Genomic DNA, 24510 nt, shown 5'->3' with positions numbered 1-24510 from the left:
ATTCCTTTGCATGATCATTACTGCTTGGAAAAGGAGAACTTCTTATGCCGCTGCAAATAGTCATCGGACGTTCGGGAGCGGGGAAAACAAGCTTCTGTCACAATGAAGTGAGAGAACGCTTGAAACGTGAACCTGATGGTCCTCCGCTAGTTATGCTAGTACCAGAGCAAGCGACATTTCAAACGGAATATACACTTTTGCAAGATGCCGACATACGTGGAACACTCCGGGCGCAAGCGATGAGCTTCCGAAGGTTAGCTTTTCGTGTGATGCAAGAAACAGGCGGCACCGCGTTAGTCCCAATTGGTGACACTGGAAAACATATGTTGCTTTATAAGATCGTACATCGGTTGTCCTCTCAGATGCAGTTATTTCAGAATGGAGCGGAACAACCAGGATTTATCGATAGACTTGCGGAAGTGCTTACTGAATGGAAACGTTACGGGATGAGCGCAGACCTTTTAAAGGAGCAAATGGCGCAATCTGATGATTCAAGATCCCGTCTGCTTGAGCGGAAGTTGCATGATTTAGCTCTTATTTGGGGCAATATGGAGACCGAACTGGCTGGAAAATATATTGATGCTGAAGACTATTTACATTACCTAAAAGAAAACTACGATGATGCCGCCTCTATGAAGGGTGCGATGATTTGGGTAGATGGTTTTTACGGATTTACTCCTACTGAATATGAAGCGCTTGGCACTTTGTTTGCAAGTGCTGCTCATGTAACAGTAACGCTAACACTTGATCGAGCTTATGATTTCGGTGAAACGCCGCATGAGCTTGATCTCTTTCATCCGACTGCTGAGACATTTGGAAAATTGTTAGCTTTAGCTGAAGCTAATGGAGTAGACGTATTGCCGCCACTTGACCTAAATCAGCATGAACGTCCGCGCTTTAAGGGTAGTATTATGCTTTGTCATTTAGAGAAACACTTCGATAAACGTGTTCCTATGATGATGCCGGAAGCTTCTACATTCGTAGAAGGACGAGGAATGCGAGATGTTACTCTTCAAGCGGCATCTAATCGCAGGACCGAGGTTGAGGCAGTTGCACGTGACATTATTCGAAGAGCGCAAGACGAAGGAGTCAGATGGAGAGATATCGCTATTCTAGTGCGGAATGCAGAAGATTACTCCGATTATTTGACACTTGTATTTGACGATTATAATATTCCTTTTTTTGTCGATCAAAAGGAAAAAGCGCTCCATCATCCATTGGTGGAGTTTATTCGTTCCTCTTTGGAAACGGTTCTTTTTGGCTGGCGGTATGACGCTGTATTTCGTTGCATCAAAACAGAGATGCTTTTCCCAATAGACGACAGCATTCCGCGTGATTGGTTCGACAGGTTGGAAAATTATTCGCTCGCAGCCGGCATTGATGGTTGGAAGTGGCTCGATCAAAGGAGCTGGAAGCCGCTTGTTTCAATATCTTTAGAAGAAGATACTGAAATGGAGACTATTGTTTCAGAGAAGTCGCAGCGAGAATTTGAAATTGTAATGGCGGCTAGAGGTTCCATTGTGCCACTACTTCAACAATTTGGTGAATCTCTTCGTAAAGCAACGAATGTGAGCAAGATGTGTGAAGCGCTTTATGTGCTTCTTGATCGTGCTTTCGCAGCAGATCGTCTGGAACGTTGGAGCCATGAAGATATGGAAAATGGAAAGACGCAGCGTGCCCGTACACATCGCCAACTTTGGGACAATGTGATGGGGTTACTGGATCAGCTCGTTGAGCTTGCTGGAGAAGAGTCAGTAACGCCAGAGTTGTTCGCTGGTATGGTGGAAGCAGGACTTGATAGCTTAAAGCTAGCTTCAGTACCCCCAGCACTCGATCAAGTACTAGTAGGTAGTATGGACCGCACACGTTCAGGGAACATTGGCGTTTGTTACGTACTTGGAGCTAACGATGGTGTAATGCCTATGAGGGTCAAGGAAGACGGGATATTAACAGAGTCTGAACGAGACGAACTTACGGAAGATGGCATGTCTATGGCGCCTAGCGTACGCAGACGGTTGCTTGATGAGCGGTTTATGATATATAACGCATTGACGAGACCAAGTTCGGGTTTATGGATAAGTTGGGCTCAAGCCGATGAAGAGGGCAAAAGCTTACTTCCTTCTGAAATAATAAGAGGTCTTCGTTCTCTCTTCCCAGGTATTCATGTCAGCGAAGTAGCTCCTGAACCTTCGTTTGCTATGCCGATAGATGTGCAACGTACTTATATTGCACATCCTGAACGCGCGATGACGTATCTCATAACGGCACTCAGAAACTGGCAACAAGGTGTAACATTAGATTCTCTCTGGTGGGATTTGTACAATTGGCTCGCTGCACGTCCAGAATGGCAGCCTAAATTACTATTGCTTACACGATCTTTAACTTACGACAATCAGGAGCTGAATTTGCCCGTAGCAATAGCTAAGGAGCTTTATGGCGACCGAATGCAAGTAAGTGTGTCTCGCATGGAACGGTTTGTTTCTTGTCCCTTTCAGCATTTCGCCATACATGGTTTAAAGCTGCGAGAGCGTAAACTTTACAAATTAGAGGCACCTGATGTCGGTCAGTTATTCCATGCTGCTCTCAGTAAACTTGCAAGCAACTTAGGAAGTAACTGGGGTAAAATGTCGCAAGTTGATATAAAAGCAGCTGCTTCGAAGACTGTTGACGAGATAGCACCAAAGCTGCAATCTCAAATTTTGCTCAGTAGTAGTAGATTTCAATTTATTGCTCGTAAGCTAAAAGAAATCGTTGCTCAAGCTGCACTTATATTAGGTGAACATGCAAGACGTGCTGACTTTAAGCCAGTTGCTACTGAAGTTGACTTTGGCCCAGGAGGTACTCTGCCAGCACTTGTCCTACAGCTTGATAATGGAGCTGAAATGGAGATCATTGGCCGAATCGATCGCGTCGATGCTGCAGAGACAGAAGAAGGGCTGTTGCTACGTGTGCTGGATTATAAGTCTAGTGCGACATCTTTGAAGCTTGATGAAGTGGTTCATGGCTTGTCACTACAAATGTTAACCTATTTGGATGTGCTCGTTTCTTATTCGCAAGGATGGCTTGGTAAACCAGCTTCGCCTGCAGGAGTATTGTATTTCCATGTTCATAATCCGATGTTAGCACTCACCAATAGACTTTCGCCAAAGGATGTTTCGGATAAGCTATTGAAAAGATTCAAGATGCGAGGGCTACTTACTGCGGATGCTAATATTATTCGATTAATGGACGATGAATTGGACACAGGATACTCCGAGCTATTACCAGTTGCACTTAAACGTGATGGTGGTTTCTATAGCAGTTCTTCCGTAGTTACCAATGATCAGTGGTCGATACTTAGACGTAATGTAAGAGGGATGATGGGTCGTATCGGAAGCTCTATTCAAGCTGGTAATGTGTCTATCGAGCCATATCGTTTAGGTGGCAAGACACCGTGTCAATTTTGTGATTACAAAGCGGTATGCCAATTCGATCCACTGTTCGAAGGCAACGAATACAAGAAGCTGAATAAACCTGTTAAGGATGACATATGGCGCCAGCTAGAAAGGAGTGAGGAATGATGCCAGAAGTGATTCGGGTACCGAAGCCTGAAAATAGTACTTGGACGGATGATCAATGGGAAGCGATCGTAACAGGCGGCACGAATGTGTTAGTGGCTGCTGCTGCTGGCTCAGGGAAAACGGCTGTTCTCGTCGAGCGCATTATTCGGAAAATATCGTCCAACACTGATGTAGATCGGCTGTTGGTCGCGACCTTTACGAAAGCGGCTGCTGCTGAGATGAAAGATCGTATCAGGCTTGCGCTTGAGAAGGAGCTCGATAAGCAACCTGAATCAGAGCATCTTCGCAAGCAGCTTGCTCTGATGGGAAGGTCATCCATTACGACACTTCACTCCTTCTGTTTGGATGTCATTAGACGGTATTACCCGCTTATTGGTCTTGATCCAGGTTTTAGAATCGCTAACGAGACAGAGAGTGAACTGATGAGGCTAGATGTGCTGGATGAATTGTTCGAGCACAAATATAGCGGAGGTACTGAAGATAATGGTGCTTTTCTATCACTAGCAGACCGTTATGGTGGAGAACGTGGTGACGAGCCGCTATATCATCTTGTACAGCAACTTTATGATTTTGCTCAGAGTCACCCATGGCCCGATTATTGGTTAAGAGAAACAGCAGGTACATTTCAAATAAATTCGATTGTGGAGTTAGAGTGCAGCGAATGGGTAATTAGTTTACGTAGCGATATTCTACTGTCGCTCGAGGGAGCGTTTTCTCTAATTGCACAAGCTCTTGAGCTAACGAAATCTCCTGCGGGCCCAGCACCATATGCGGTCACACTAGAAGAAGATTTAAGCCTTATTCAGAGCTTGCTACACTCAGTCGAATCAACTTCTTGGAGTGAATGGGCGGATGCCTTCCAACGTGCAGCATTTGGCAAACTTAAAGCTATGCGAGGCGATGAATACGACAAATCATTGCAGGAGCAAGTGAAAGAACTTCGAGATGGTGCGAAGAAGCTTGTTAGTGGCTTATCAGATGAGTTATTCGGAAGAACGGCAGAACAATTTCTAGATGAGCTTAGGGAGCTTGCTCCACTTATGCGTACTCTTGCTGAGCTTGTTATTTCATTTGGTGAAAGCTATGAAGCAGCTAAACGTGCAAAAGGTCTGCTCGACTTTGGAGATTTGGAACATTATTGTCTTCGCATTTTGCGGGATAAAGACTCCACACCGGACAACCTGTTACCTTCAGTTGCAGCACTCGATTATCAACGATTATTTGACGAAATATTGCTTGATGAATATCAAGATACGAACATGGTTCAGGAAGCGATAGTTTCCTTAATTGAACGTAGAGACAATGGTAATCGATTTATGGTTGGTGATGTTAAGCAGAGCATATATCGTTTCCGATTAGCAGAGCCAAACTTATTTCTAAACAAATATAAATCCTATCGCACACGTTCGGAGCAAGAATTAGATCGTAATCATACAACCACACGTTCAAAAGAATTAAATAATTCCAAAATTGGCCAACGAATTGATCTTGCTAGAAATTTCCGCAGCCGTCATGAAGTTGTCGATGGGGTTAATGAAGTTTTCAAATCAATCATGCGTGAGAATGTTGCGGAGATGGATTATGATAGCCGAGCTGAACTTGTGTGCGGAGCAACCTATCCACAGCCGATACCCGAAAATAGTTGCACGGTTGAAATCACACTTTTAGATAGAGCTAATAGCGAAGAATCCGAGGAAGACAACTACTCTGACGATAACATTGATGACCCTGATGAAGTTTTAGAGGGGCATTCTTCAGCTGAAGATGTGGCTGATCTAAAAGTGGTTCAACTTGAAGCGCGCTGGATTGGCTTGAAACTACAAGAGATGATGGACAATGGATTCCAAGTCTATGATGGGAAGAAACGTGTCTACCGACCTCTAGAGTGGCGAGATGTCGTTATTCTACTTCGTGCCACTTCGCAATGGGCGCCAATTATTATTGAAGAGCTACAATTGAAAGGAATACCAGCATACGCTGAGCTCAGTAGTGGTTATTTTGAAGCAACGGAAGTAGAAACGATCCTGTCTTTGCTACGCGTTATTGACAATCCTTATCAAGATATTCCACTTGCAGCTGCTCTTCGTTCACCACTCTTCGCTTTGACTGCGGAAGAGCTGGCGCTAATACGGATACATTCTACTAACAGCACTTATTACGATGCCGTTCTTCATGCGGCGGGTGATAGTAAGCTTGCGGATGAATCTAGAATGAAGATTGCAAGGTTTCTAAATAGTCTTGATGAGTGGAGAGCAGAAGCGCGTCAAGGGTCATTAGCAGACTTGTTATGGCGTATCTATCGTGAAACGGGCTATTATGTTTTTGTTGGTGGTCTGCCAGGAGGTGCTCAAAGGCAAGCAAATCTTAGAGCACTTCATGATCGTTCTAGACAATATGAGGCAACTTCATTTCGTGGTCTTTTCCGATTTCTACGATTTATCGAGCGTATGCGAGAAAGTGGCGGAGATCTTGGAACGGCGCGTGCACTAGGTGAACAAGAAAATGTAGTGCGAATTATGTCTATCCACAAGAGTAAAGGATTGGAGTTCCCTGTCGTTTTTGTAGCAGGATTAGGCAAACTGTTTAATCAGCAGGATTTAAGAAGCTCATTCTTAAAACATAAATCACTTGGTTTTGGCCCTCGTTTTGTTGATCCTGAATTAAGAATTAGCTTTCCGACGTTACCGTTTCTAGCGATAAGAAAGAAGCTTAGAATGGAATTGCTTGCGGAGGAAATGCGCATTCTTTATGTTGCGCTGACGAGACCTAAAGAAAAAATGTTCCTAGTTGGTACAGTAGCTGATGTTGCGAAAAAGATGAAGCGCTGGGAACAGTCTATAGATGGATATGGGAACGTAACAGATTTCCGTGTTGCAACTGCAAGATCATTTATGGACTGGATAGGGCCTCTCGCAGTAAAAAATAATGTTGTTAGTGAATCGCCATCCACGTGGACAGCTCAGATTTTGCCTGCAACATTGTTTGCGAATGAAGCTGCAGCTACAGAAGAAGAAATGGATGAAAGCTTGACCACAGCATTTACAGAACGGTTAGCGGCTGTAACGACTCTTGCTCTGCTTAATGATGTTGAAGAAGATGTTGAAATGCGTAAACGGTTAAGTTGGCAATATCCTCATAAATCAGCCCAACTTATTGCAGCAAAAACTTCGGTAACCGAAATGAAACGGCTTCACTCAGTTTTAGAAGAAGAGACTGTGGAAACACCTTTGTTCACAACAGAAATAAAGGACAAGGAGTCAACACAAAACTATACTCTGCGATTACGCCGACCTGCTTTTATGGAGGAGAAGTCGTTAACTGCTGCTGAGAAGGGCTCTGTTAATCATTTACTTATGCAACATGTGCCTTTAAGCGGTAGCCCTGATAAGGATACGTTGGAAGAGACACTTGCGGGCATGATTGATAAACGATTATTAACTAAGCATCAATCTGAAGCTATCGACCTTAACGCAGTTGCTGCATTTTTTAATAGTGATGTGGGCCGCAGACTTCTGGGCGCAAGTTGGGTTCGTAGAGAGGTACCATTCAGTTGTATGTTTCCAGCGAGCCGGGTTTATGGAGCACAGGATGAGCTGTTAGAAGACGAGCCTATTTTGATACAAGGTGTCATAGATTGTCTCTTTCGGGATGAGCAAGGTGTAGTTCTTCTTGATTATAAGACTGATCGAGTATCAAGAGGGGAATGGGATCAAGCGGCTGAACGCCATCGTTTCCAACTCGATTTGTATGCGGAAGCTATTGAAATGGTACTGGGACAGAAAGTAAATGAACGGATTTTATTTTTCTTTGATGGTGCTCAAAATGTAAAGCTGTAGTACATATTTCAATTTTTATAATATGGAGGGAGAATATTGGACAAGAACAAAACCGGCAGACGCCCGATAGCGCTGCCAATTACATTAGTGTTGTTAGTTATGAGTGTTATGGGGAACGTACTTTTTTCTACTAAAAATATCGAGCATTCGCAAAGAGAGATAGTCGAAGAGGGACAAGCCATTTTTGAAGGATTTGTTCAAGGGAAGGCGGATTTGGAATATTGGAGTAGATCTATTACTCAAATTGAGGAGCTGTCGAGCAAAGATGCTGAAGCGGCACGATTGACTGCTTCTCATATGAGTGAAATGGTACTTCAAAGTGGAAAAGGCATTGATGACTTGATGAGAAAAGCAAAGGAGTTATCCAGCGAGAACTTTGCACAAGCTCCTGGAGGTTATGCTTTTCTCCGTAATCAAATGCATCAAAAACTACTAAGCATCGGTGAAGGAAGCGGAGCACTCAAGCAAGAAGAGTTGCAAAGCATAGAAGAGATAAAGTCCGTAATTACGGATTTGTCTAACAGTATTTCAAAGTTTCATTTTGCAATTGAAGGTAACAAAAATGCACTCATTCGACTTTCTGGTGGACATGATTGGCTAGATATTGCAGATGCACTGCACAAAACGATTTTGAGCTACACAAAGGGCATGGTAATAACTTTTTAAATACTTTAGTTGTAGCCAAATGCCTATTGCCACATAAGATGTTGCAATAGGAGGATGATTGTTTTGGAAAATAAAGCACTGGAATCAACGAATAAAAAGAAACATTGTGAACAGCATATGCATCGTTATGTTATGGTACAGACGATTGATGGAGTATGCTGTGACGGAATCGTTGAGCATGTAGACGATGAGATGGTTTGTATAGCTGTGCCTTATTGTCCTAATGAATATGGTAGATTTGATTATGGCAGCAGACCATTTCATGGTGGTCATGGTTTTGGTCATGGTTTTGGTCATGGTTTTGGAGGAGGATTCGGTGGGGGTTTTGGAGGAGGATTTTTCCCAAGACGTTTTTATCGGAGATCATTCCCTCTTGCATCACTCCTAGCTTTATCATTACTACCATATTATTACTATTAATTAGTTCTTTTGCGTCGGAAATCAGGCTTTGCCTGCTCTCCGACGCTTATTTATTGGACGAGCGTCGATATTTTCGTTATTATAGTAATTAAGGATTCGTAAGGAGGTAGAAATACAATGGACTGCATTTTTTGCAAAATCATCGAAGGCTCGATTCCATCAACAAAAGTTTTTGAGAATGAACGAGTTTTAGCCTTCAAAGACATTCAGCCAGCCGCTCCTGTTCACATATTGATCATCCCTAAGAAACATATACCTACGATGAACGATGTCACGAATGAGGATGCTGATCTGATCGCTGAGCTGTTTGCCGCAGCTCGAGAAATTGCGAAGGAACAAGGGATTGCGGACGCTGGGTACCGGCTTATCAACAACGTAAACAGCGATGGAGGACAGGTAGTCTACCACTTGCATATCCATCTGCTGGGCGGCCAGAAGCTTAGCACATTATTGGCAAACTAACGAAAGTTGACACATGCTTTTAGTTTACCTTATAATGAAATTTGATAAACCGTGTTAAAGCTCTGGACGGTCTGTTTCGGAGGGAGGGAAAACTGGTGTCTGAAACTAAAGTTCGCAAAAACGAAACTATTGATGCTGCGCTTCGCCGCTTTAAACGTTCCATCGCAAAAGACGGTGTTTTGGCTGAGGTGAAAAAACGCAAGCATTATGAAAAGCCAAGTGTTAAGCGCAAGAAGAAGTCTGAGGCTGCGCGTAAGAGAAAGTTCTAGGAGGAGCCTTGCATAATGAACCTGAGCGAACGATTGACCGACGATATGAAGCAAGCCATGAAGAGTCAGGAAAAGTTTAAGCTAAGCACAATTCGAATGATGCGTGCATCGGTTAAAAACTTGGAGATTGATCTCAAACGTCCTTTGGACGATAATGAAGTGCTTGATATATTAAGTCGTGAGATCAAACAACGTAAAGATTCCCTCCAAGATTTTAAGAAAGCCGGCCGCGAGGATCTGGTTACGGGTCTTGAAGCAGAAATCGAAATTATTAGTCATTACCTTCCCGAGCAGCTAACTGAAGAAGAGATTCAAGAGATAGTAAGGCAGACCATCCATGAACTCGGTGCTTCTTCCAAAGCCGATATGGGGAAAGTCATGAGCGCCCTTATGCCAAAAACTAAGGGTCGCGCTGACGGTAAACTAGTAAATCAAGCTGTACAGCAATTTCTGCAATAGCAAACGTAGAAGCTCGCAAAACACCCCTTTTAAGGGGTGTTTTTTTCGTTCACTTGCGTATGTAACTAGATGAATTATGAGAAAAATGAAACAAAGTAGGCTTTTAGACGTATTAGGGAATAGTATTAAAAAAGAGGAGGGCCTGACTTGGGTGAAAGTAGTTGGTTGAGAAAGATGATATTCTTTCCACTAATGCTCTTTGCAATCGTTTGCTTTACGCTTGGAATGGTCGTAGTACCTTCTGCCTATGCTAACGGAGATGACACAAGTAAGTCTAAAGAGGTTGGAACAGCGGTAATTGTCATTCCGATTAAACATACGGTTGAACAAGGTCTACAATCTTTCTTGGAGAGAGCATTTAAGGAAGCGGAAGAAGCGAATGCTGAGCATATCATCTTAGTTGTGAACACACTAGGTGGAAGAGTGGACAGCGCAAGTGAAATTGGCGAACTCATTAGATCTAGTAAAATTCCGACTACAGCATTTGTAGAAGGGAAAGCTGTATCAGCAGGAACCTATATCGCATTGAACGCCAATAACATCGTCATGCAGCCAGGAAGTATAATCGGATCAGCAGCGGTCGTTAATGGGGACGGTAAGTTGATAGAAGATCCAAAGACGATATCGTATTGGGTAGGAAAGATGAGTGCGGCGGCTAAACTAAATGGTAGAGATGCTGCTATTGCAGCAGCTATGGTAGACACAAATGTTACTGTCAAGCTCAGTAATTTGATCGGTAGGGATAAAAAAGCTGGAGAAATATTATCCTTATCTGCATCTGACGCCGAGAAAGTTGGCTATTCCGAGCATACAGCCGAATCCGTAGAAGAAGTCGTTACTTGGTTACAACTAGAAAATCGAACCATAATCGAAATCGAACCTTCCATTGCTGAAAAAGTTGCAAGGTTTCTAGTTAATCCAATTGTAGCAACGATTCTTTTAATACTTGGTATCGCAGGAATTGCAATTGAGATGCTTGTACCAGGTTATGGGGCACCAGGCATTATAGGACTGTTGTCATTCGGATTATATTTCTTCGGTTCTTATATTGCAGGGTTTGCAGGAATGGAGTCAGTCGTTCTCTTCATCATTGGTATCATTTTGCTCGTCTTAGAGTTCTTTATTCCAAGCTTTGGTATATTGGGTTTGCTAGGAAGTGCATCACTCGTTACAGGAGTTGTTATTGCTGCTCCAACTCCGACATCAGGTTTAATATCACTATTAGTTGCGGTAGTTGTTGCAACTGTTCCAGTGATCCTTTTTGCAAAGTCAAATAAGGGTCGTGGTGTTTGGAATAAATTTATATTGCGAGAGCAGCTCTCGACTGAAAATGGTTTTTTATCTGCAGATTTAAAAACTTCATTAATCGGGCAACAAGGTGTCTCTCTAACGACACTAAGACCGTCAGGAATTGCGCTGATTGGTGAAGAACGTGTTGATGTAGTAACTGAAGGCGAGTTTATTGATGTCAATAAACCAGTCCAAGTTGTGAAAGCTGAAGGTACATGGGTGTTTGTAAAGGAACTGAATAAGTAGATGTAAATGAGATGTATACGTAAGTTTTTAAAAATACAACGGCTCTCCGATGTGAGAGAAGATAGGGGTTTATCTATGACTTTATTTGGTTTAGAACCAGGTGTTACATTAGTAATTATTGTTGTACTGGCGATAATTGTGCTATCCGTATTTTTAAGCTTTTTCCCAATTATGCTATGGATTTCCGCTCTTGCGTCAGGTGTTCGTATAAGTATTATTACACTAGTTGCGATGAGATTGCGGAGAGTTGTACCTAGTCGTATTGTTAATCCGTTGATTAAAGCGACTAAAGCGGGATTAGGTCTTAATATTAACCAACTAGAAAGTCACTTTCTAGCAGGCGGTAACGTTGACAGAGTTGTGAACGCATTGATTGCAGCACAACGCGCAAATATTCCATTGCCGTTTGAGCGTGCAGCAGCGATCGATCTTGCAGGTCGCGATGTATTACTTGCTGTACAAATGAGCGTTAACCCACGTGTAATTGAAACGCCAATTGTAGCTGCAGTTGCTAAAGACGGAATCGAAGTAAAAGTTAAAGCGCGTGTAACTGTACGTGCTAACATTGATCGTTTAGTCGGTGGTGCTGGTGAAGAAACGATAATAGCTCGTGTAGGTGAAGGTATTGTAACGACAGTAGGTTCCTCGAACTCACATAAAGATGTATTGGAAAATCCTGATTTGATATCAAGAACTGTCCTTGGGAAAGGTCTAGATGCAGGAACAGCTTTTGAAATCTTATCGATTGATATTGCGGATGTAGATGTAGGTAAAAACATCGGTGCTCATTTGCAGACAGAACAAGCAGAAGCGGACAAAAAAATTGCTCAAGCTAAAGCCGAAGAACGTCGTGCAATGGCAGTTGCACAGGAACAAGAAAATAAAGCTAAAGTTGTAGAAATGGAAGCAAGAGTTGTTGAATCTGAGTCTCAAGTTCCACTTGCAATGGCAGAAGCATTAAGAAGCGGGAAACTTGGTGTTATGGACTACATGAATTTAAAGAACATTGAAGCTGACACAAAGATGAGATCCTCAATCGGTCAGCAAGATGGTGGGATCGATGACAAGGAAGGTCGCTAATTGTAGCAGCCGACAGTCCGATTGGGTAACCGGTATTAACGGCTGTTCCTTGGAGGTGAACGCAAGATGGATTTGATCGAATTTTTGTTTCAAAACTTTTATGTAGTAATCGGAATAGTGTTTTTTCTCTATAAGTTGCTGAACAAGTCGGACAACAAAGGGAAGCCGTCAGGTATGCCTACCTTTGATCGTGAAATGCCAGGCCAATTAGATCCTGAACCTTCAACTTTGAAACGTATGTCTAACGATACGCATTCTCTTGATCGTGAAGAGCAAGCATCGGTCTTAAATCACCATCAATCGGATGATCAAAGAAATGCTCAGTCCGTATATCGATCTCAGTTACAGACTGAGCGAAGTGATGAAGGTATTTCGCATGAAATGGCGGAAGCAAGTCAGAGTTGGTCGGAATACAACAGAAACTCAATCGATAGCATTGGGGCATCAGGCGCGCTAAAGCCATCGAGACCTTCTTTCTCAAGTTTAGGTGGAGGCTCACCTACTAATAATCGTGAAAAGTTAGAAGTATCAGTAAATCCGAAATCGGGATTAACTAAAGCACAGTTGCGTCAAGCGTTCGTATGGTCTGAAGTGCTTGGTTCACCTAGAGCCAAGCGGTCATATCGTAAATAGAAATTAAGCTCTTGTTCCACCTTGTGTGGAGCGAGAGCTTTTTTTGTGTCTATAGGAAGAATAATTTGTAAATTGAGCTATAGCTTGTGATATTTATAAACGATCTCATATTTAAAGGTTCATTAGCATAATTTGGTATAGCACATGTTTATAGTCCATAACTCTGCTAACAGAGTTTAACATTCAAGAATTGGTTTTGTTATGTAAACAGCGAGGAGGCAACGAAACGTCAATGCGACATTTGAAACGGAAATTTCATAAGATGACGGCTGAGCTATTAGATTTGCCTCAAGATGTTGTATTTGATTTACCTAGACTTACGATGATTGGGGATCGACAACTATATATCGAAAATCATCGTGGTGTTGTTCATTTCTCGAGTGAGTGTCTAAGGCTTGCATTAAGCAAGGGGCAGTTAGAAGTGAATGGGAGTTCACTTGTCATACGAACGATTTGGACAGAAGAAGTTTTTATTGAAGGTGTAATAACCAGCATTCAACTGCTCTCATAATGAGCTTAGGAGGGGAATGGATTGAGGGGACAAAGTGTGTTATGGATAAAGGGCATCGTAGTCGTTCATGCAAGAGGTGGTGAGCCAGCAGAATTGGTAAATAAGGCTCTTGCTGGCGGCTTAGCACTGTCTGCTATTCGCTGGACAAGCAGCGGACTTATGCGATTTGAAATATCGGTTAGTGACTTTTTTCGTCTTCGGCCGTATTTAAAAGAGACAGGCTGTCGTGTTCATGTGGTAGAGCGGCGAGGGCTTCCATTTTGGCTTGTAAGAGCAGAGAGTAGGATTTGGTTCGCAGGCGGTATCTTTTTATTTTTTGCTATTGTGTTTATGCTCTCTTCCCTCGTGTGGCGTGTTGAAGTTGACGGTAATGTGAAATTAACTGAAGATCAAATTTTACAAGCGGCAAAGTCAGAAGGTATATATCCTTTGCAATGGTCTTTTCGTCTAAAGGATACAGACGTGATCTCTAGACAACTTGTAAGCATATTGCCGGGTACGACATGGGTTGGTGTTGAGAAGAAAGGGACGAAGGTGAAAATTCAGGTCGTAGAAATGACGACGCCTGATCAGGTTGCCCTTCAAAATCCGAGACATCTTATTGCATCAACTGATGCAGTGGTAACGCAAATTGTTGCCGAAGTAGGTAAACCAGTTGTAAGAAAAAATGCGCGAGTAAAAAAGGGACAAACACTTATATCTGGACTCATTGGTTCGGAAAATTATTCGCGAACGGTAGTGGCTAAAGGCGTGGTGCGTGGTCTCGTCTGGTATGAATTTAATATTGAAGCTCCGATGATTCAGAAAATTAAAGTGTACACAGGTGAGAAAAAAACGAAATGGCATGCAGTTATCGGTTCACGTGCATTGCAAATTAGTGGGTTTGGCAGTGCTTCATATTCTAACTCTGAGACGATCCAACATGAGGAGAAGGTATCTTGGAGAAAATGGTCGCTCCCTATCGGCAGAATGAAGGAAACAATTATGGAATCAGAGATGCAGGAACGGGAGTTGACACAGGATGATGCGAAGAGCATCGGAATAATGCAAGCAAAAGCTGAATTAACAGAAAATGCAGGCACGGATGCTGTCGTTTTAGATGAAATTGTTTTGCATGAAAAGGCGGACAATGGTAAAGTTTATATGAAAGTTCTTTTTGAAGTGGAACAATCTATCATTGAGGAATTGCCATTAGTCCAGATGCAAGGAGATTGAGAATTGTTGCAAATTGAAACGAAAATGATAAAGATTTCGCTCGAAAACGGAGCAGAAGGCTTAGCAGTATTCGGGCCTCAGGATAAGTATTTGAGAATGGTTGAAGAACAAGTAGAGTCATCAATCTCTTCTCGTGAAGCAGAAATTGTCATTTCAGGTCCCGTTCAAGAAGTTGATTCGTTGGAACAATTGTATTCGGTTCTCTTACAGCTCGTACGCGGGGGCTACACGCCTTCTGAGCGGGATGTTGCATATGCACTTGAATTAGCACGTAATATGCAAGCAGAAGAGCTGTTAGACCTGTTTAAAAAGGAGATAGCAACTACTTTCCGAGGTAAGAAGATATTAGTTAAAACGATCGGCCAGAGACATTATGTAAAAACCATTAAAAAACGGGATATCGTGTTCGGAATTGGACCTGCCGGTACAGGTAAAACTTATTTGGCAGTTGTTCTTGCAGTAGCTGCACTAAAAGAAGGTTCTGTGAAACGGATCGTCTTGACGAGACCTGCGGTTGAAGCTGGAGAGAACTTAGGATTTTTGCCAGGTGATTTGCAAGAAAAGGTAGATCCTTATTTAAGGCCGCTATATGATGCATTACACGATGTGTTAGGCCCAGATCAAACCGTAAAAGCGATGGAACGTGGATTAATAGAAATAGCACCACTAGCCTATATGAGGGGTCGTACATTAGATGACTCCTTTATTATTTTGGATGAAGCACAAAATACGACGCCAGAACAAATGAAAATGTTTTTGACTAGGCTTGGATTTGGTTCAAAGATGGTTATAACAGGAGACGTTACCCAGATTGACTTGCCGCGGGGTAAAAAGTCAGGTCTAATCGAGGCACAGCGTATTTTAAAAGCTATCGAAGAAATTGGTTTGATTTACTTTACAGAACAAGATGTTGTCCGTCACTCGTTAGTACAAAAAATAATTACGGCTTATAATTGGGACTCCGAAAATAATGCCTAGAAAGGAATGATTTTCGCATGGGCCAAAACGGTACGAGCAAACAAGGGAGCGTTAAGCCCGTAATTGCGAAAGGCTGGAGACAAAGTCCCGCTGTTAGTTGGATGCTGATGGCTATGTTCGTGCTATTGTTCTATTTCAGCTTATCGCCGCATGTCATTCCAGAAACGTATAATATTTCGGAGGGCTCTCCATCTGATAAGGATATAAAAGCTCCATTTCAGATCAGGGATGAGAAAGCTACCCGACTGGCTGAGGAAGAAGCTGCGAATCGGATCGACGATACCTATAGTATTGTTTATACTCGCAATGAATCGTTAGTTGATTCAATCCTGCAACGCATTGAGCAACTTAATGAAGACGACCAAGTGACCAAACAAGAAAAGATTGATATTTATTTAAAAGATATTCCAGGTAGATATAGTACACATATTGATGCTTTCGTCAAAAACAATTTAGGAAATGGTACATACAATGATTCCTTGCTCGCGGAAATGTCGGCAGTGGCTAAGGAACAGCAATATACAATTCCTGATGAAGCGTTCTATAAAATGCCTCAGCTTACATCTGAGCAATTATCTGAAATGCGTACTGTTGCAATCAAAATCGTCCGCAAGCTAATGGGCGAACAATTAAGAGAAGCTGAAACGGCACGGACGCAAGTGGCAGAACTTGTAAACGCTAGTTCGTTATCTAATCGTACGGAGAGAGAAATTGTTCAGGAACTTGCGAGATTCGCAATTATGCCGAACAAGTTTTTTGATAAGGAATTAACTGATGAGGCGAGAGTACTAGCGAAGCAAAACACGCCGCCTGTTATAATTAAAGAGGGAGATATACTTGTAAAACGTGGCGAAATCATAACGCCAGAAACATACAAGATCCTTTCGGATTCTAATTTGCTTCATGATAAAAAAAGCTATTGGCCACACGCTGGACTGCTCATATTGTCGCTGATGTTAATTATCGTATTGTACGCGTACTTACATCAGTCTGGTGGCATTAATGGCTTAAAACCGAAGTATAACAACGCACAGTTATTAATGTTGTGGCTTATCTTTCTAATTAATATTATTACGATTGAGATTATCGCTCTAACACAAACAGATACAGCATCGTATGCGGGCTATCTTGCTCCGGCAGCATTAGGTGTGATGCTTATTACGTTATTGCTAGATATGCATTTAGCTATAATCAGCTCTTTTGTTTTTACGATATTAGGAAGCATAATTCTAAATACAAACTCCAATCAAATATTCGATTTCAAATACGGATTTTTTATTATTGTTGTTTCACTGGCTGCTATCTTCTCAATCCATAAGGCAAGTCAGCGCTCGACGATTTTAAAAGCCGGTATAATGGTCAGCCTGTTTGGTTCCTTATCTGTGATGGCTATGCTTATGATGTCAGAGCAATTAGAGCGAATGCCATTTATTTATTCAGTTGCATTTGCATTTGCGAGTGGATTATTGACGGCTGTTCTTGTTATCGGCTTAATGCCGTTTTTCGAAATTACATTCGGTATTTTATCAGCGCTTAAGTTAGTTGAGTTATCCAATCCTAACCATCCGCTCTTGCGTAAGCTTTTAACAGAAACACCAGGTACTTATCACCACAGTGTAATGGTTGGCAACTTGTCTGAAGCTGCCGCCGAGTCTATTGGAGCAGATGGGTTGTTATGTCGGGTAGGTTCGTTCTATCATGATATTGGAAAGACAAAGAGACCCAATTATTTTATTGAAAACCAATCGAATATCGAAAACCCGCATGATTCGATTGACCCGAAGCTTAGTAAATCGATTATTGTAGCACATGCTAGAGATGGAGTGGACATGCTTAAAGCGCATAACATTCCGAAGCCGATTCGTGATATCGCAGAGCAACATCATGGGACAACCTCGCTTAAGTTTTTTTATCATAAAGCGATAAAGCAAGCTGAGGAGCAAGGTGTGCAGCATACTTTCACGGAGGATAACTTCCGTTACCCTGGGCCTAAGGCGCAATCAAAGGAAGCGGCAGTAGTAGGAATTGCTGATTGTGTGGAAGCTGCAGTTCGAAGTTTGCGTAATCCTACAGTTGAACAAGTCGAAGCGATGATTAACAAAATTATTAAAAGCAGGCTCGATGACAATCAATACAATGAATGTGATTTAACGCTAAAAGAGCTAGATAAGATTGCTCAATCGTTAAAGGAGAGTATAATAGGTATTTTCCATTCACGTATTGAATACCCGGAAGATGTAAAGACGAAGGAGAGAATAAATTAGAATGAGCTTGCAATTGGATTGGAGCAACGAACAAAACAAGGTAGAAATACCGGACAGCTGGATAGAGAAATTGACGGAGTTGTTACAGTTAGCAGGCGAAGCAGAAGGTATGGAAGACGGTGATGTTGCCCTTACCTTTATCGATGATGCAGGAATTCATGCATTAAATCTTGAATATCGCAATATTGATCGTCCAACCGATGTATTGTCATTTGCTATGCAGGATGATGGCGTTGATGAATTGAATATTATTTTTGAAGTGGAAAGCGAAGATGAAGTAGACCCAATCTCTGGTATGCTCGGTGATATCATTATCTCAGTAGAGCGTGCAGTAGCGCAAAGTGAAGAATATGGTCATTCGCTAGAGAGGGAAGTTGCCTTTTTATTCGTACATGGTTTCCTTCATTTGATCGGTTATGATCATCAAGATGATGCGTCGGAAGCAATCATGACTGAGAAGCAAGAATCTGTTTTACAGAAAGCGGGATTGACTCGTTAATGCTAAGATTTGTGCGCAGTGCTTGGCTTGCATTGTCTGGAATCGTATTCGCTATTCGCACGGAACGACATATGCAGTTTCATTGTGTTGCTGCAGTTATTGTGATCTCACTAGGTACACTTGTATCCCTTAATATAGTGGAGTGGGCGATCATTTGTTTTGCAATTACACTTGTAATTAGTGCTGAGCTAGTTAATACTGCAATAGAGCAGGCAGTTAATTTGGCGAGTCCAGAACGTCATCCAATCGCAAAAATAGCCAAAGATGTTGCAGCAGGTGCAGTTCTTGCAGCAGTATTTGGTTCAATTATTGTCGGGCTGCTCATTATTGGGCCGCCCTTGTGGCATCTAGTCTTTTAAACATAACAGGATGAACAGTGAGGAGAATTTATTATGGAAAACAACAATCTTTCGGAGTTATATAACACTTTATTAGAGGCTTCAAAAGAAGCTATGAAACGTGCGTACGTACCTTATTCAAACTTTCAAGTTGGCGCAGCGCTCTTAGACAAAGATGGAAACATCCATTATGGATGCAATGTCGAGAATGCTGCTTACGGTCCAACCAACTGCGCGGAGCGGACAGCATTGTTTAGAGCAATAGCTGATGGCAAAGAAGCTAGAACATTTAAAGCAATTGCTGTTATGGGAGATACAGATGGTCCTATTACACCTTGTGGTGTTTGTAGACAAGTGTTGGTGGAACTATGTGAACTGGACATGCCAGTTATTATGGGTAACCTTAAAGGAGATTGGGAAATTACAACGGTAGGTGATCTGCTACCGGGCGCATTTACGCCGTCGTCTTTACACAAGGAGGAGCAAGCATAATAATGAGTCAAACACCTACAAATAAATCAGGCGGAAAGAAGTTCCGTTCTGGATTTGTTGCAATCATCGGAAGACCAAACGTGGGTAAATCCACACTTATGAATCACTTAATTGGACAAAAAATCGCCATTATGTCGGATAAACCTCAAACGACGCGTAATAAAATCCATGGCGTTTATACGAACGACGATATCCAAATCGTATTTTTGGACACGCCGGGCATACACAAACCGTTATCAAAGCTTGGCAATTATATGATGCAAACAGCACAAAGCGCACTGAAGGAAGTCGAAGCGGCACTTTTCCTTATTGATGCATCCGAAGGATTAGGTGGCGGTGATCGGTTTATTATCGAGCAACTTAAACAGGTAAAAACACCTGTGTTTCTCGTTATGAACAAAATTGACAAAGTAACGCCAGAGCAGCTTCTGCCAATGATTACCCAGTATAATCAGCTTCACGAATTTGCTGAGATTATTCCGATCTCTGCGCTCCAAGGGAATAATGTAAATACATTGCTGGAGCAGATTACTCGTTATTTGCCTGAAGGACCTCAATATTATCCTGCAGATCAAATTACGGATCACCCAGAGCAATTTGTATGTGCAGAGCTAGTTCGTGAGAAAATTTTGCATATGACTCGTGAAGAAATACCCCATTCCATTGCGGTTGCAATCGAAGATATGCGTGTACAAGAAAACGGCGTTGTTTACATCGGTGCTGTTATATACGTAGAGCGGGATTCCCAGAAGGGAATTATTATTGGCAAACGAGGCGAGCTTCTTAAAGAGGTTGGAAAGCAAGCGCGTAAAGACATTGAGGCACTTCTAGGCTCAAAAACTTACTTAGAGTTATGGGTCAAAGTGAAGAAGGATTGGCGTAATCAGGAGCGAGTTCTAAAAGATCTTGGCTTCCGTCACGACTGACGTAATTTACTAAGCATACCCGAGCATCTTTTATCGCATCCTATTAATGTCTGGAGCAACATTTCCGAGGCGGAAAGGGATGAATACGTATGCGAGATTTTTCGTGGAAGTATTTTACGTTGACCGGGGATGTCGAATCCTTCATGCTCTACAAGGAAATGGATCAAAGTGGGCTAACACCCTCTACTGATGCGTTAGATAAACAGGACGATGAGCATGTTATGCTGGACGATCTGGAGTAAGTGATGTTGTATGAACTTGCACATTGTGTAAGGGTTGTTTCATGGGGGAGACACCGGGATGTTGTATCGTGTGGAAGGTATAGTAATTCGAAGCATGGATTACGGGGAAAATAACAAAATCGTTACGTTATTAACGAAAACGAATGGAAAAGCAGGCGTTCTTATACGAGGAGCCAAAAAAGTAAAGAGCAGACATGCGTCACTAGCTCAACCATTCACATACGGTGAGTTTCAATATTTCCGAGGAACTGGACTCGGAACACTTAATCATGGTGAGATTATTGAATCTCACCATGATTTGCGTTCCCAGCTTGATCTTTCTGCATATGCATCGTATGCTGCAGAACTTACGGATCGAACTATTCAAGATGAGGAGCCCACTGGCTTCCATTTTGAACAGTTGAGAGCTTGCTTTACTGCTTTGAAGGAAGGTAAGGACGCTCAAATTGTTTCACACTTATTTGAGATGCGGATTCTTGACTTGTCTGGTTATGCGCCTGAACTTGAAGAATGTGTAGCTTGTGGAAATAGAGTAGGCCCATTCCGACTTTCGGCGAATGCTGGTGGCATATTGTGTTCAAGATGTACGCATCGAGATTCAAGTTCTTTGCCATTAAGTGAAGGTGTACATAAACTGCTTCGATTGTTCCGTGGGATGGATATGCGAAGGCTTGGCTCGATAACACTTAAGGATGAAACAAAGGTTGAGCTAAAACGATGTATGCGCAGTTTGATGGACACACAGTTAGGTATTGTGCTCAAATCAAGAAATTTTCTTGATCAACTAGATAAATTAGTTTGACTTTAGTGCGTGATCCGCTTAAAATAAGGAATTATGTATATTGGACAATGATGGAGAAAGTAGTTATGACTTGTCGACAACGTTAGCGAATCGGGGAAGGTGAAAGCCCGATGGGACAATTATAACGAAAGGCGCTCTGGAGTCTTGAAATTAAAAGAGGGTTATCTTGCGAACAAGATGACCAAGTAGGGTGGAACCGCGGGAATATAACTCTCGTCCCTACGTCTGGGAGCAGACGTAGAGGCGAGAGTTTTTTGTGTGCCGAAACAATGTTTGCTCCAGATCGATTGTCTCTTATAGACAAATTAATGTAGACAAAGGAGTCGAGCTAAATGAATTTTCAAAACATGATTTTGACGCTTCAACAATTTTGGGCAGAACAAAATTGTATTCTTGTACAGCCTTACGATGTTGAGAAGGGTGCAGGAACGATGAATCCGATGACATTTCTTCGTTCCATTGGACCTGAGCCATGGAACGTAGCGTATGTGGAACCTTCTCGTCGTCCTGTAGATGGTCGTTACGGTGAAAATCCAAACAGGCTTTATCAGCATCATCAATTCCAGGTTATATTGAAGCCATCTCCAGATAATATTCAAGAAATATATTTAGAGAGCTTAAAGCGTCTTGGTATCGATGCTAAAGATCATGATATACGCTTTGTTGAAGATAACTGGGAAGCTCCTACACTAGGCGCATGGGGTCTTGGCTGGGAAGTATGGCTTGATGGTATGGAAATTACGCAATTTACGTACTTCCAACAAGTTGGAGGCATTGACGCTAGTCCAGTTGCAGTTGAAATAACGTATGGTTTGGAGCGTCTAGCTTCATATATCCAACAAAAGGAAAATGTGTTTGACCTTGAATGGGTAGAAGGCATTACGTACGGAGATGTGTTCTTGCAACCTGAATATGAACATTCCAAATATACATTTGAAACGTCCGATACAGCTATGTTGTTTACGTTGTTCTCGATGTATGAAGAGGAAGCGCAAAAAACGATGGGACATAACCTAGTTTTCCCAGCTTACGATTACGTTTTGAAATGTTCACATACATTTAACTTGCTTGATGCTCGTGGAGCAATTAGCGTGACGGAAAGAACAGGATACATTACGAGAGTAAGAAACTTGGCACGACAAATTGCAGCTACGTTCTTGGAAGAGAGAGAACGTCTTGGATTCCCATTGCTTAAGAAAGGAGCTGAGCAGCATGACTAAAGATTTATTGCTGGAAATTGGTCTTGAGGAAGTACCAGCTAGATTCGTACGTGCAGCAATGAACCAATTAAAAGATAAAATAGAAAAATGGTTGACTGAGTCTCGCATAACATTTAGTTCTGTAGAAGCTTTTGCAACTCCTAGACGTCTCGCTGTCCTTGTAAACGGTGTTGCTGAGAAACAAGCAGATAGTAACGAGGAAGCGAAGGGCCCTTCTCGCAAAATTGCTCAAGACGAGTCGGGTAACTGGAGTAAAGCCGCTTTAGGTTTCGCACGTAGTCAAGGTGTAGATCCTGAGCAGTTGTACTTTCAAGAGTTAGCTGGTGTTGAATATGTTTACGCTAAAAAAAGTAACATTGGTATTGCTACAGCGGATCTTTTGGCAGATGGACTTAGCCATCTAATTACATCGATGTCATTTCCGAAAAATATGCGTTGGGGTAGTCATGAACTTCGTTATATTCGTCCAATTCGTTGGATGGTGGCATTGTTCGGTCAAGACGTTATTCCATTTGAAATTACGGGTGTTTCGACGGGCAATGTGTCTCGTGGCCATCGTTTCCTAGGTGAAGATGCAATAATTGCAGAACCTTCACTTTATAAGGAGCGTCTTCGTGAGCAAAACGTTATCGTTGACGTTACAGAGCGTGAAGCGCTTATTCTTAAAGGAATTAACGATCTTATGAAAGAAAAGAACTGGGTTATTGCGATTAAAGAAGATTTGATTGAAGAAGTACTCTTCTTAGTTGAATACCCTAACGCTTTATTTGGTTCATTTGATCCGTCATTCCTGGACATTCCACAAGAAGTTCTCATTACTTCGATGAGAGAACATCAACGATACTTCCCAGTGCTTGATCAAGCTGGCAAGCTGCTGCCGTTCTTCGTAACTGTACGTAATGGTGATCTTCGCTCCATTGACGTAGTTGCAAAAGGAAATGAAAAAGTACTTCGTGCAAGATTGTCCGATGCGAAGTTTTTCTTCCAAGAGGATCATAAGCTAACGATTGAACATGCAGTTACAAAACTTGAAACGATCGTTTATCACGAAGCTCTTGGAACGGTAGCTGATAAAGTGCGTCGTACAACTACGATCGCGGAAGCCATTGCTAATAAGCTTCAAGTGAAAGAAGTAGAAGTGCAAAATATTTCACGTGCAGCAGCAATTTGTAAATTCGATCTCGTTTCCTTGATGGTAAATGAATTTCCAGAGCTTCAAGGTGTTATGGGTGAAGACTATGCGCGCAAACTTGGTGAAAATGATTCAGTTGCTAAGGCAGTAAATGAACATTATAAACCTAGGTTCTCGGGAGATAGCGTACCATCTGAGTTAACTGGAGCAGTAGTTAGTCTTGCAGATAAAGTCGATACGATTGTGGGCTGTTTCTCTATCGGCATCGTTCCGACTGGCTCTCAAGATCCGTATGCACTTCGCAGACAAGCAGCAGGTATCGTTTCAATTCTCCTTTCGTTCGACTTAGATCTTGGTTTAGACGAATTATATGATATTGCTATCACTGTTCATGAGCAAAGAGGTTTGAAACGTTCTGCTGATGACGTGCGTAAAGATCTAAATGATTTCTTTGCATTGCGTGTGAAAAATTGGCTGTCTGAAAAATCGTATCGTTATGATGTAATTGATGCGGTTATGACAGTTGGTTTTAATCGTCCAGCTTTCATTGAAAGCCGTGCTGCAGCAGTGCAAGCAAACACATCTGATGATGCGAAAGCAGAATTCAAACTTACGGTTGAAGCGTTCAACCGAGTTAGTAATTTGGCATCTAAAGCTACGAGCACAACAGTTGATACGTCCCTATTCGCTGAGCCTGCAGAAGCTAAACTGTACGAAGCATGGCTTGCTCAAAGAGATGTATTCAATGAAGCAATTGAACGTCGCGATATGAACGCAGCAGTTGTAACATTAGCTAGTCTTAAGCCAGAAATCGTCGCATATTTTGACAGTGTAATGGTAATGGCTCCAGAAGAAAATGTTAAAAATAATCGTTTAGCTACTTTGTCAGCCATTGCAAGTGATATTGCACAAGTTGCAGATTTCTCTAAGCTTGTCTGGTAATTTAGTAACACGAACAAAAGGAGGTGAT

Annotated in this window: 22 protein-coding genes; all 22 read left to right on the top strand. The window is 42.1% G+C overall.

Going from position 1 to position 24510, the window contains the following annotated elements:
* Positions 1-44 precede the first annotated feature (44 nt).
* Positions 45-3560 carry a helicase-exonuclease AddAB subunit AddB gene (gene addB, locus I6N90_RS10010; RefSeq protein ID WP_197935368.1) on the top strand — a complete coding sequence of 1172 codons (3516 nt, stop codon included), beginning with the start codon at positions 45-47 and terminating at the stop codon, positions 3558-3560.
* A complete protein-coding gene (gene addA, locus I6N90_RS10005) occupies positions 3557-7396 on the top strand; it encodes a helicase-exonuclease AddAB subunit AddA (protein WP_232242838.1) in 3840 nt (1279 codons plus the stop codon). The genes addB and addA overlap by 4 nt, the downstream gene beginning before the upstream one ends.
* 36 nt (positions 7397-7432) lie before the next feature.
* On the top strand, positions 7433-8062 hold the full coding sequence (locus tag I6N90_RS10000; RefSeq protein ID WP_197935366.1) for a hypothetical protein: 630 nt from the start codon (positions 7433-7435) through the stop codon (positions 8060-8062).
* Between the two features lie 63 nt (positions 8063-8125).
* Positions 8126-8482: a hypothetical protein gene (locus tag I6N90_RS09995; RefSeq protein WP_232242837.1), complete on the top strand. Its 357-nt coding sequence runs from the start codon at positions 8126-8128 to the stop codon at positions 8480-8482.
* A 117-nt stretch (positions 8483-8599) separates the two neighbouring features.
* A complete protein-coding gene (locus tag I6N90_RS09990) occupies positions 8600-8944 on the top strand; it encodes a histidine triad nucleotide-binding protein (RefSeq protein WP_197935364.1) in 345 nt (114 codons plus the stop codon).
* Between the two features lie 95 nt (positions 8945-9039).
* Positions 9040-9213 (top strand): 30S ribosomal protein S21, encoded by a 174-nt coding sequence (rpsU, locus tag I6N90_RS09985; protein ID WP_005547957.1) that lies wholly within the window; start codon positions 9040-9042, stop codon positions 9211-9213.
* 15 nt (positions 9214-9228) lie between these two features.
* Positions 9229-9672, top strand: a complete 444-nt coding sequence (locus I6N90_RS09980) for a GatB/YqeY domain-containing protein (protein ID WP_197935363.1) — start codon at positions 9229-9231, stop codon at positions 9670-9672.
* A 147-nt stretch (positions 9673-9819) separates the two neighbouring features.
* A complete protein-coding gene (locus I6N90_RS09975) occupies positions 9820-11208 on the top strand; it encodes an NfeD family protein (protein ID WP_232242836.1) in 1389 nt (462 codons plus the stop codon).
* Between the two features lie 75 nt (positions 11209-11283).
* Positions 11284-12288 (top strand): flotillin-like protein FloA, encoded by a 1005-nt coding sequence (gene floA / locus I6N90_RS09970; protein ID WP_197935362.1) that lies wholly within the window; start codon positions 11284-11286, stop codon positions 12286-12288.
* A gap of 66 nt (positions 12289-12354) precedes the next feature.
* Positions 12355-12921 carry a hypothetical protein gene (locus I6N90_RS09965; RefSeq protein ID WP_197935361.1) on the top strand — a complete coding sequence of 189 codons (567 nt, stop codon included), beginning with the start codon at positions 12355-12357 and terminating at the stop codon, positions 12919-12921.
* A gap of 232 nt (positions 12922-13153) precedes the next feature.
* Positions 13154-13432 carry a sporulation protein YqfC gene (gene yqfC / locus I6N90_RS09960; protein ID WP_197935360.1) on the top strand — a complete coding sequence of 93 codons (279 nt, stop codon included), beginning with the start codon at positions 13154-13156 and terminating at the stop codon, positions 13430-13432.
* A gap of 21 nt (positions 13433-13453) precedes the next feature.
* Positions 13454-14647, top strand: coding sequence for a sporulation protein YqfD (gene yqfD, locus I6N90_RS09955; RefSeq protein ID WP_197935359.1), 1194 nt, complete (start codon positions 13454-13456; stop codon positions 14645-14647).
* A 6-nt stretch (positions 14648-14653) separates the two neighbouring features.
* Positions 14654-15625: a PhoH family protein gene (locus I6N90_RS09950; protein WP_197935847.1), complete on the top strand. Its 972-nt coding sequence runs from the start codon at positions 14654-14656 to the stop codon at positions 15623-15625.
* A 17-nt stretch (positions 15626-15642) separates the two neighbouring features.
* Positions 15643-17889 (top strand): HD family phosphohydrolase, encoded by a 2247-nt coding sequence (locus I6N90_RS09945; RefSeq protein WP_197935358.1) that lies wholly within the window; start codon positions 15643-15645, stop codon positions 17887-17889.
* 1 nt (position 17890) lies between these two features.
* Positions 17891-18388 (top strand): rRNA maturation RNase YbeY, encoded by a 498-nt coding sequence (gene ybeY, locus I6N90_RS09940; protein WP_197935357.1) that lies wholly within the window; start codon positions 17891-17893, stop codon positions 18386-18388.
* Positions 18388-18747, top strand: a complete 360-nt coding sequence (locus I6N90_RS09935; protein ID WP_197935356.1) for a diacylglycerol kinase family protein — start codon at positions 18388-18390, stop codon at positions 18745-18747. Before ybeY ends, I6N90_RS09935 begins: the two co-directional genes overlap by 1 nt.
* Before the next feature lie 33 nt (positions 18748-18780).
* Positions 18781-19218, top strand: coding sequence for a cytidine deaminase (gene cdd, locus I6N90_RS09930; RefSeq protein ID WP_197935355.1), 438 nt, complete (start codon positions 18781-18783; stop codon positions 19216-19218).
* A 2-nt stretch (positions 19219-19220) separates the two neighbouring features.
* Positions 19221-20144, top strand: coding sequence for a GTPase Era (gene era / locus I6N90_RS09925; protein WP_197935354.1), 924 nt, complete (start codon positions 19221-19223; stop codon positions 20142-20144).
* Positions 20145-20233: 89 nt separating this feature from the next.
* Positions 20234-20386, top strand: coding sequence for a YqzL family protein (locus I6N90_RS09920; protein WP_197935353.1), 153 nt, complete (start codon positions 20234-20236; stop codon positions 20384-20386).
* Between the two features lie 58 nt (positions 20387-20444).
* Positions 20445-21188 carry a DNA repair protein RecO gene (recO, locus tag I6N90_RS09915; protein WP_197935352.1) on the top strand — a complete coding sequence of 248 codons (744 nt, stop codon included), beginning with the start codon at positions 20445-20447 and terminating at the stop codon, positions 21186-21188.
* Between the two features lie 332 nt (positions 21189-21520).
* A complete protein-coding gene (glyQ, locus tag I6N90_RS09910; protein ID WP_197935351.1) occupies positions 21521-22408 on the top strand; it encodes a glycine--tRNA ligase subunit alpha in 888 nt (295 codons plus the stop codon).
* On the top strand, positions 22401-24482 hold the full coding sequence (gene glyS / locus I6N90_RS09905; RefSeq protein ID WP_197935350.1) for a glycine--tRNA ligase subunit beta: 2082 nt from the start codon (positions 22401-22403) through the stop codon (positions 24480-24482). The genes glyQ and glyS overlap by 8 nt, the downstream gene beginning before the upstream one ends.
* Positions 24483-24510: the final 28 nt, after the last annotated feature.

This window comes from Paenibacillus sp. GSMTC-2017 (genome assembly GCF_016019935.1).
Lineage (GTDB): Bacteria > Bacillota > Bacilli > Paenibacillales > Paenibacillaceae > Pristimantibacillus.
The sequence above is the reverse complement of the archived record's forward strand: the minus strand, read 5'-3'. Positions and strand labels throughout refer to the sequence as shown.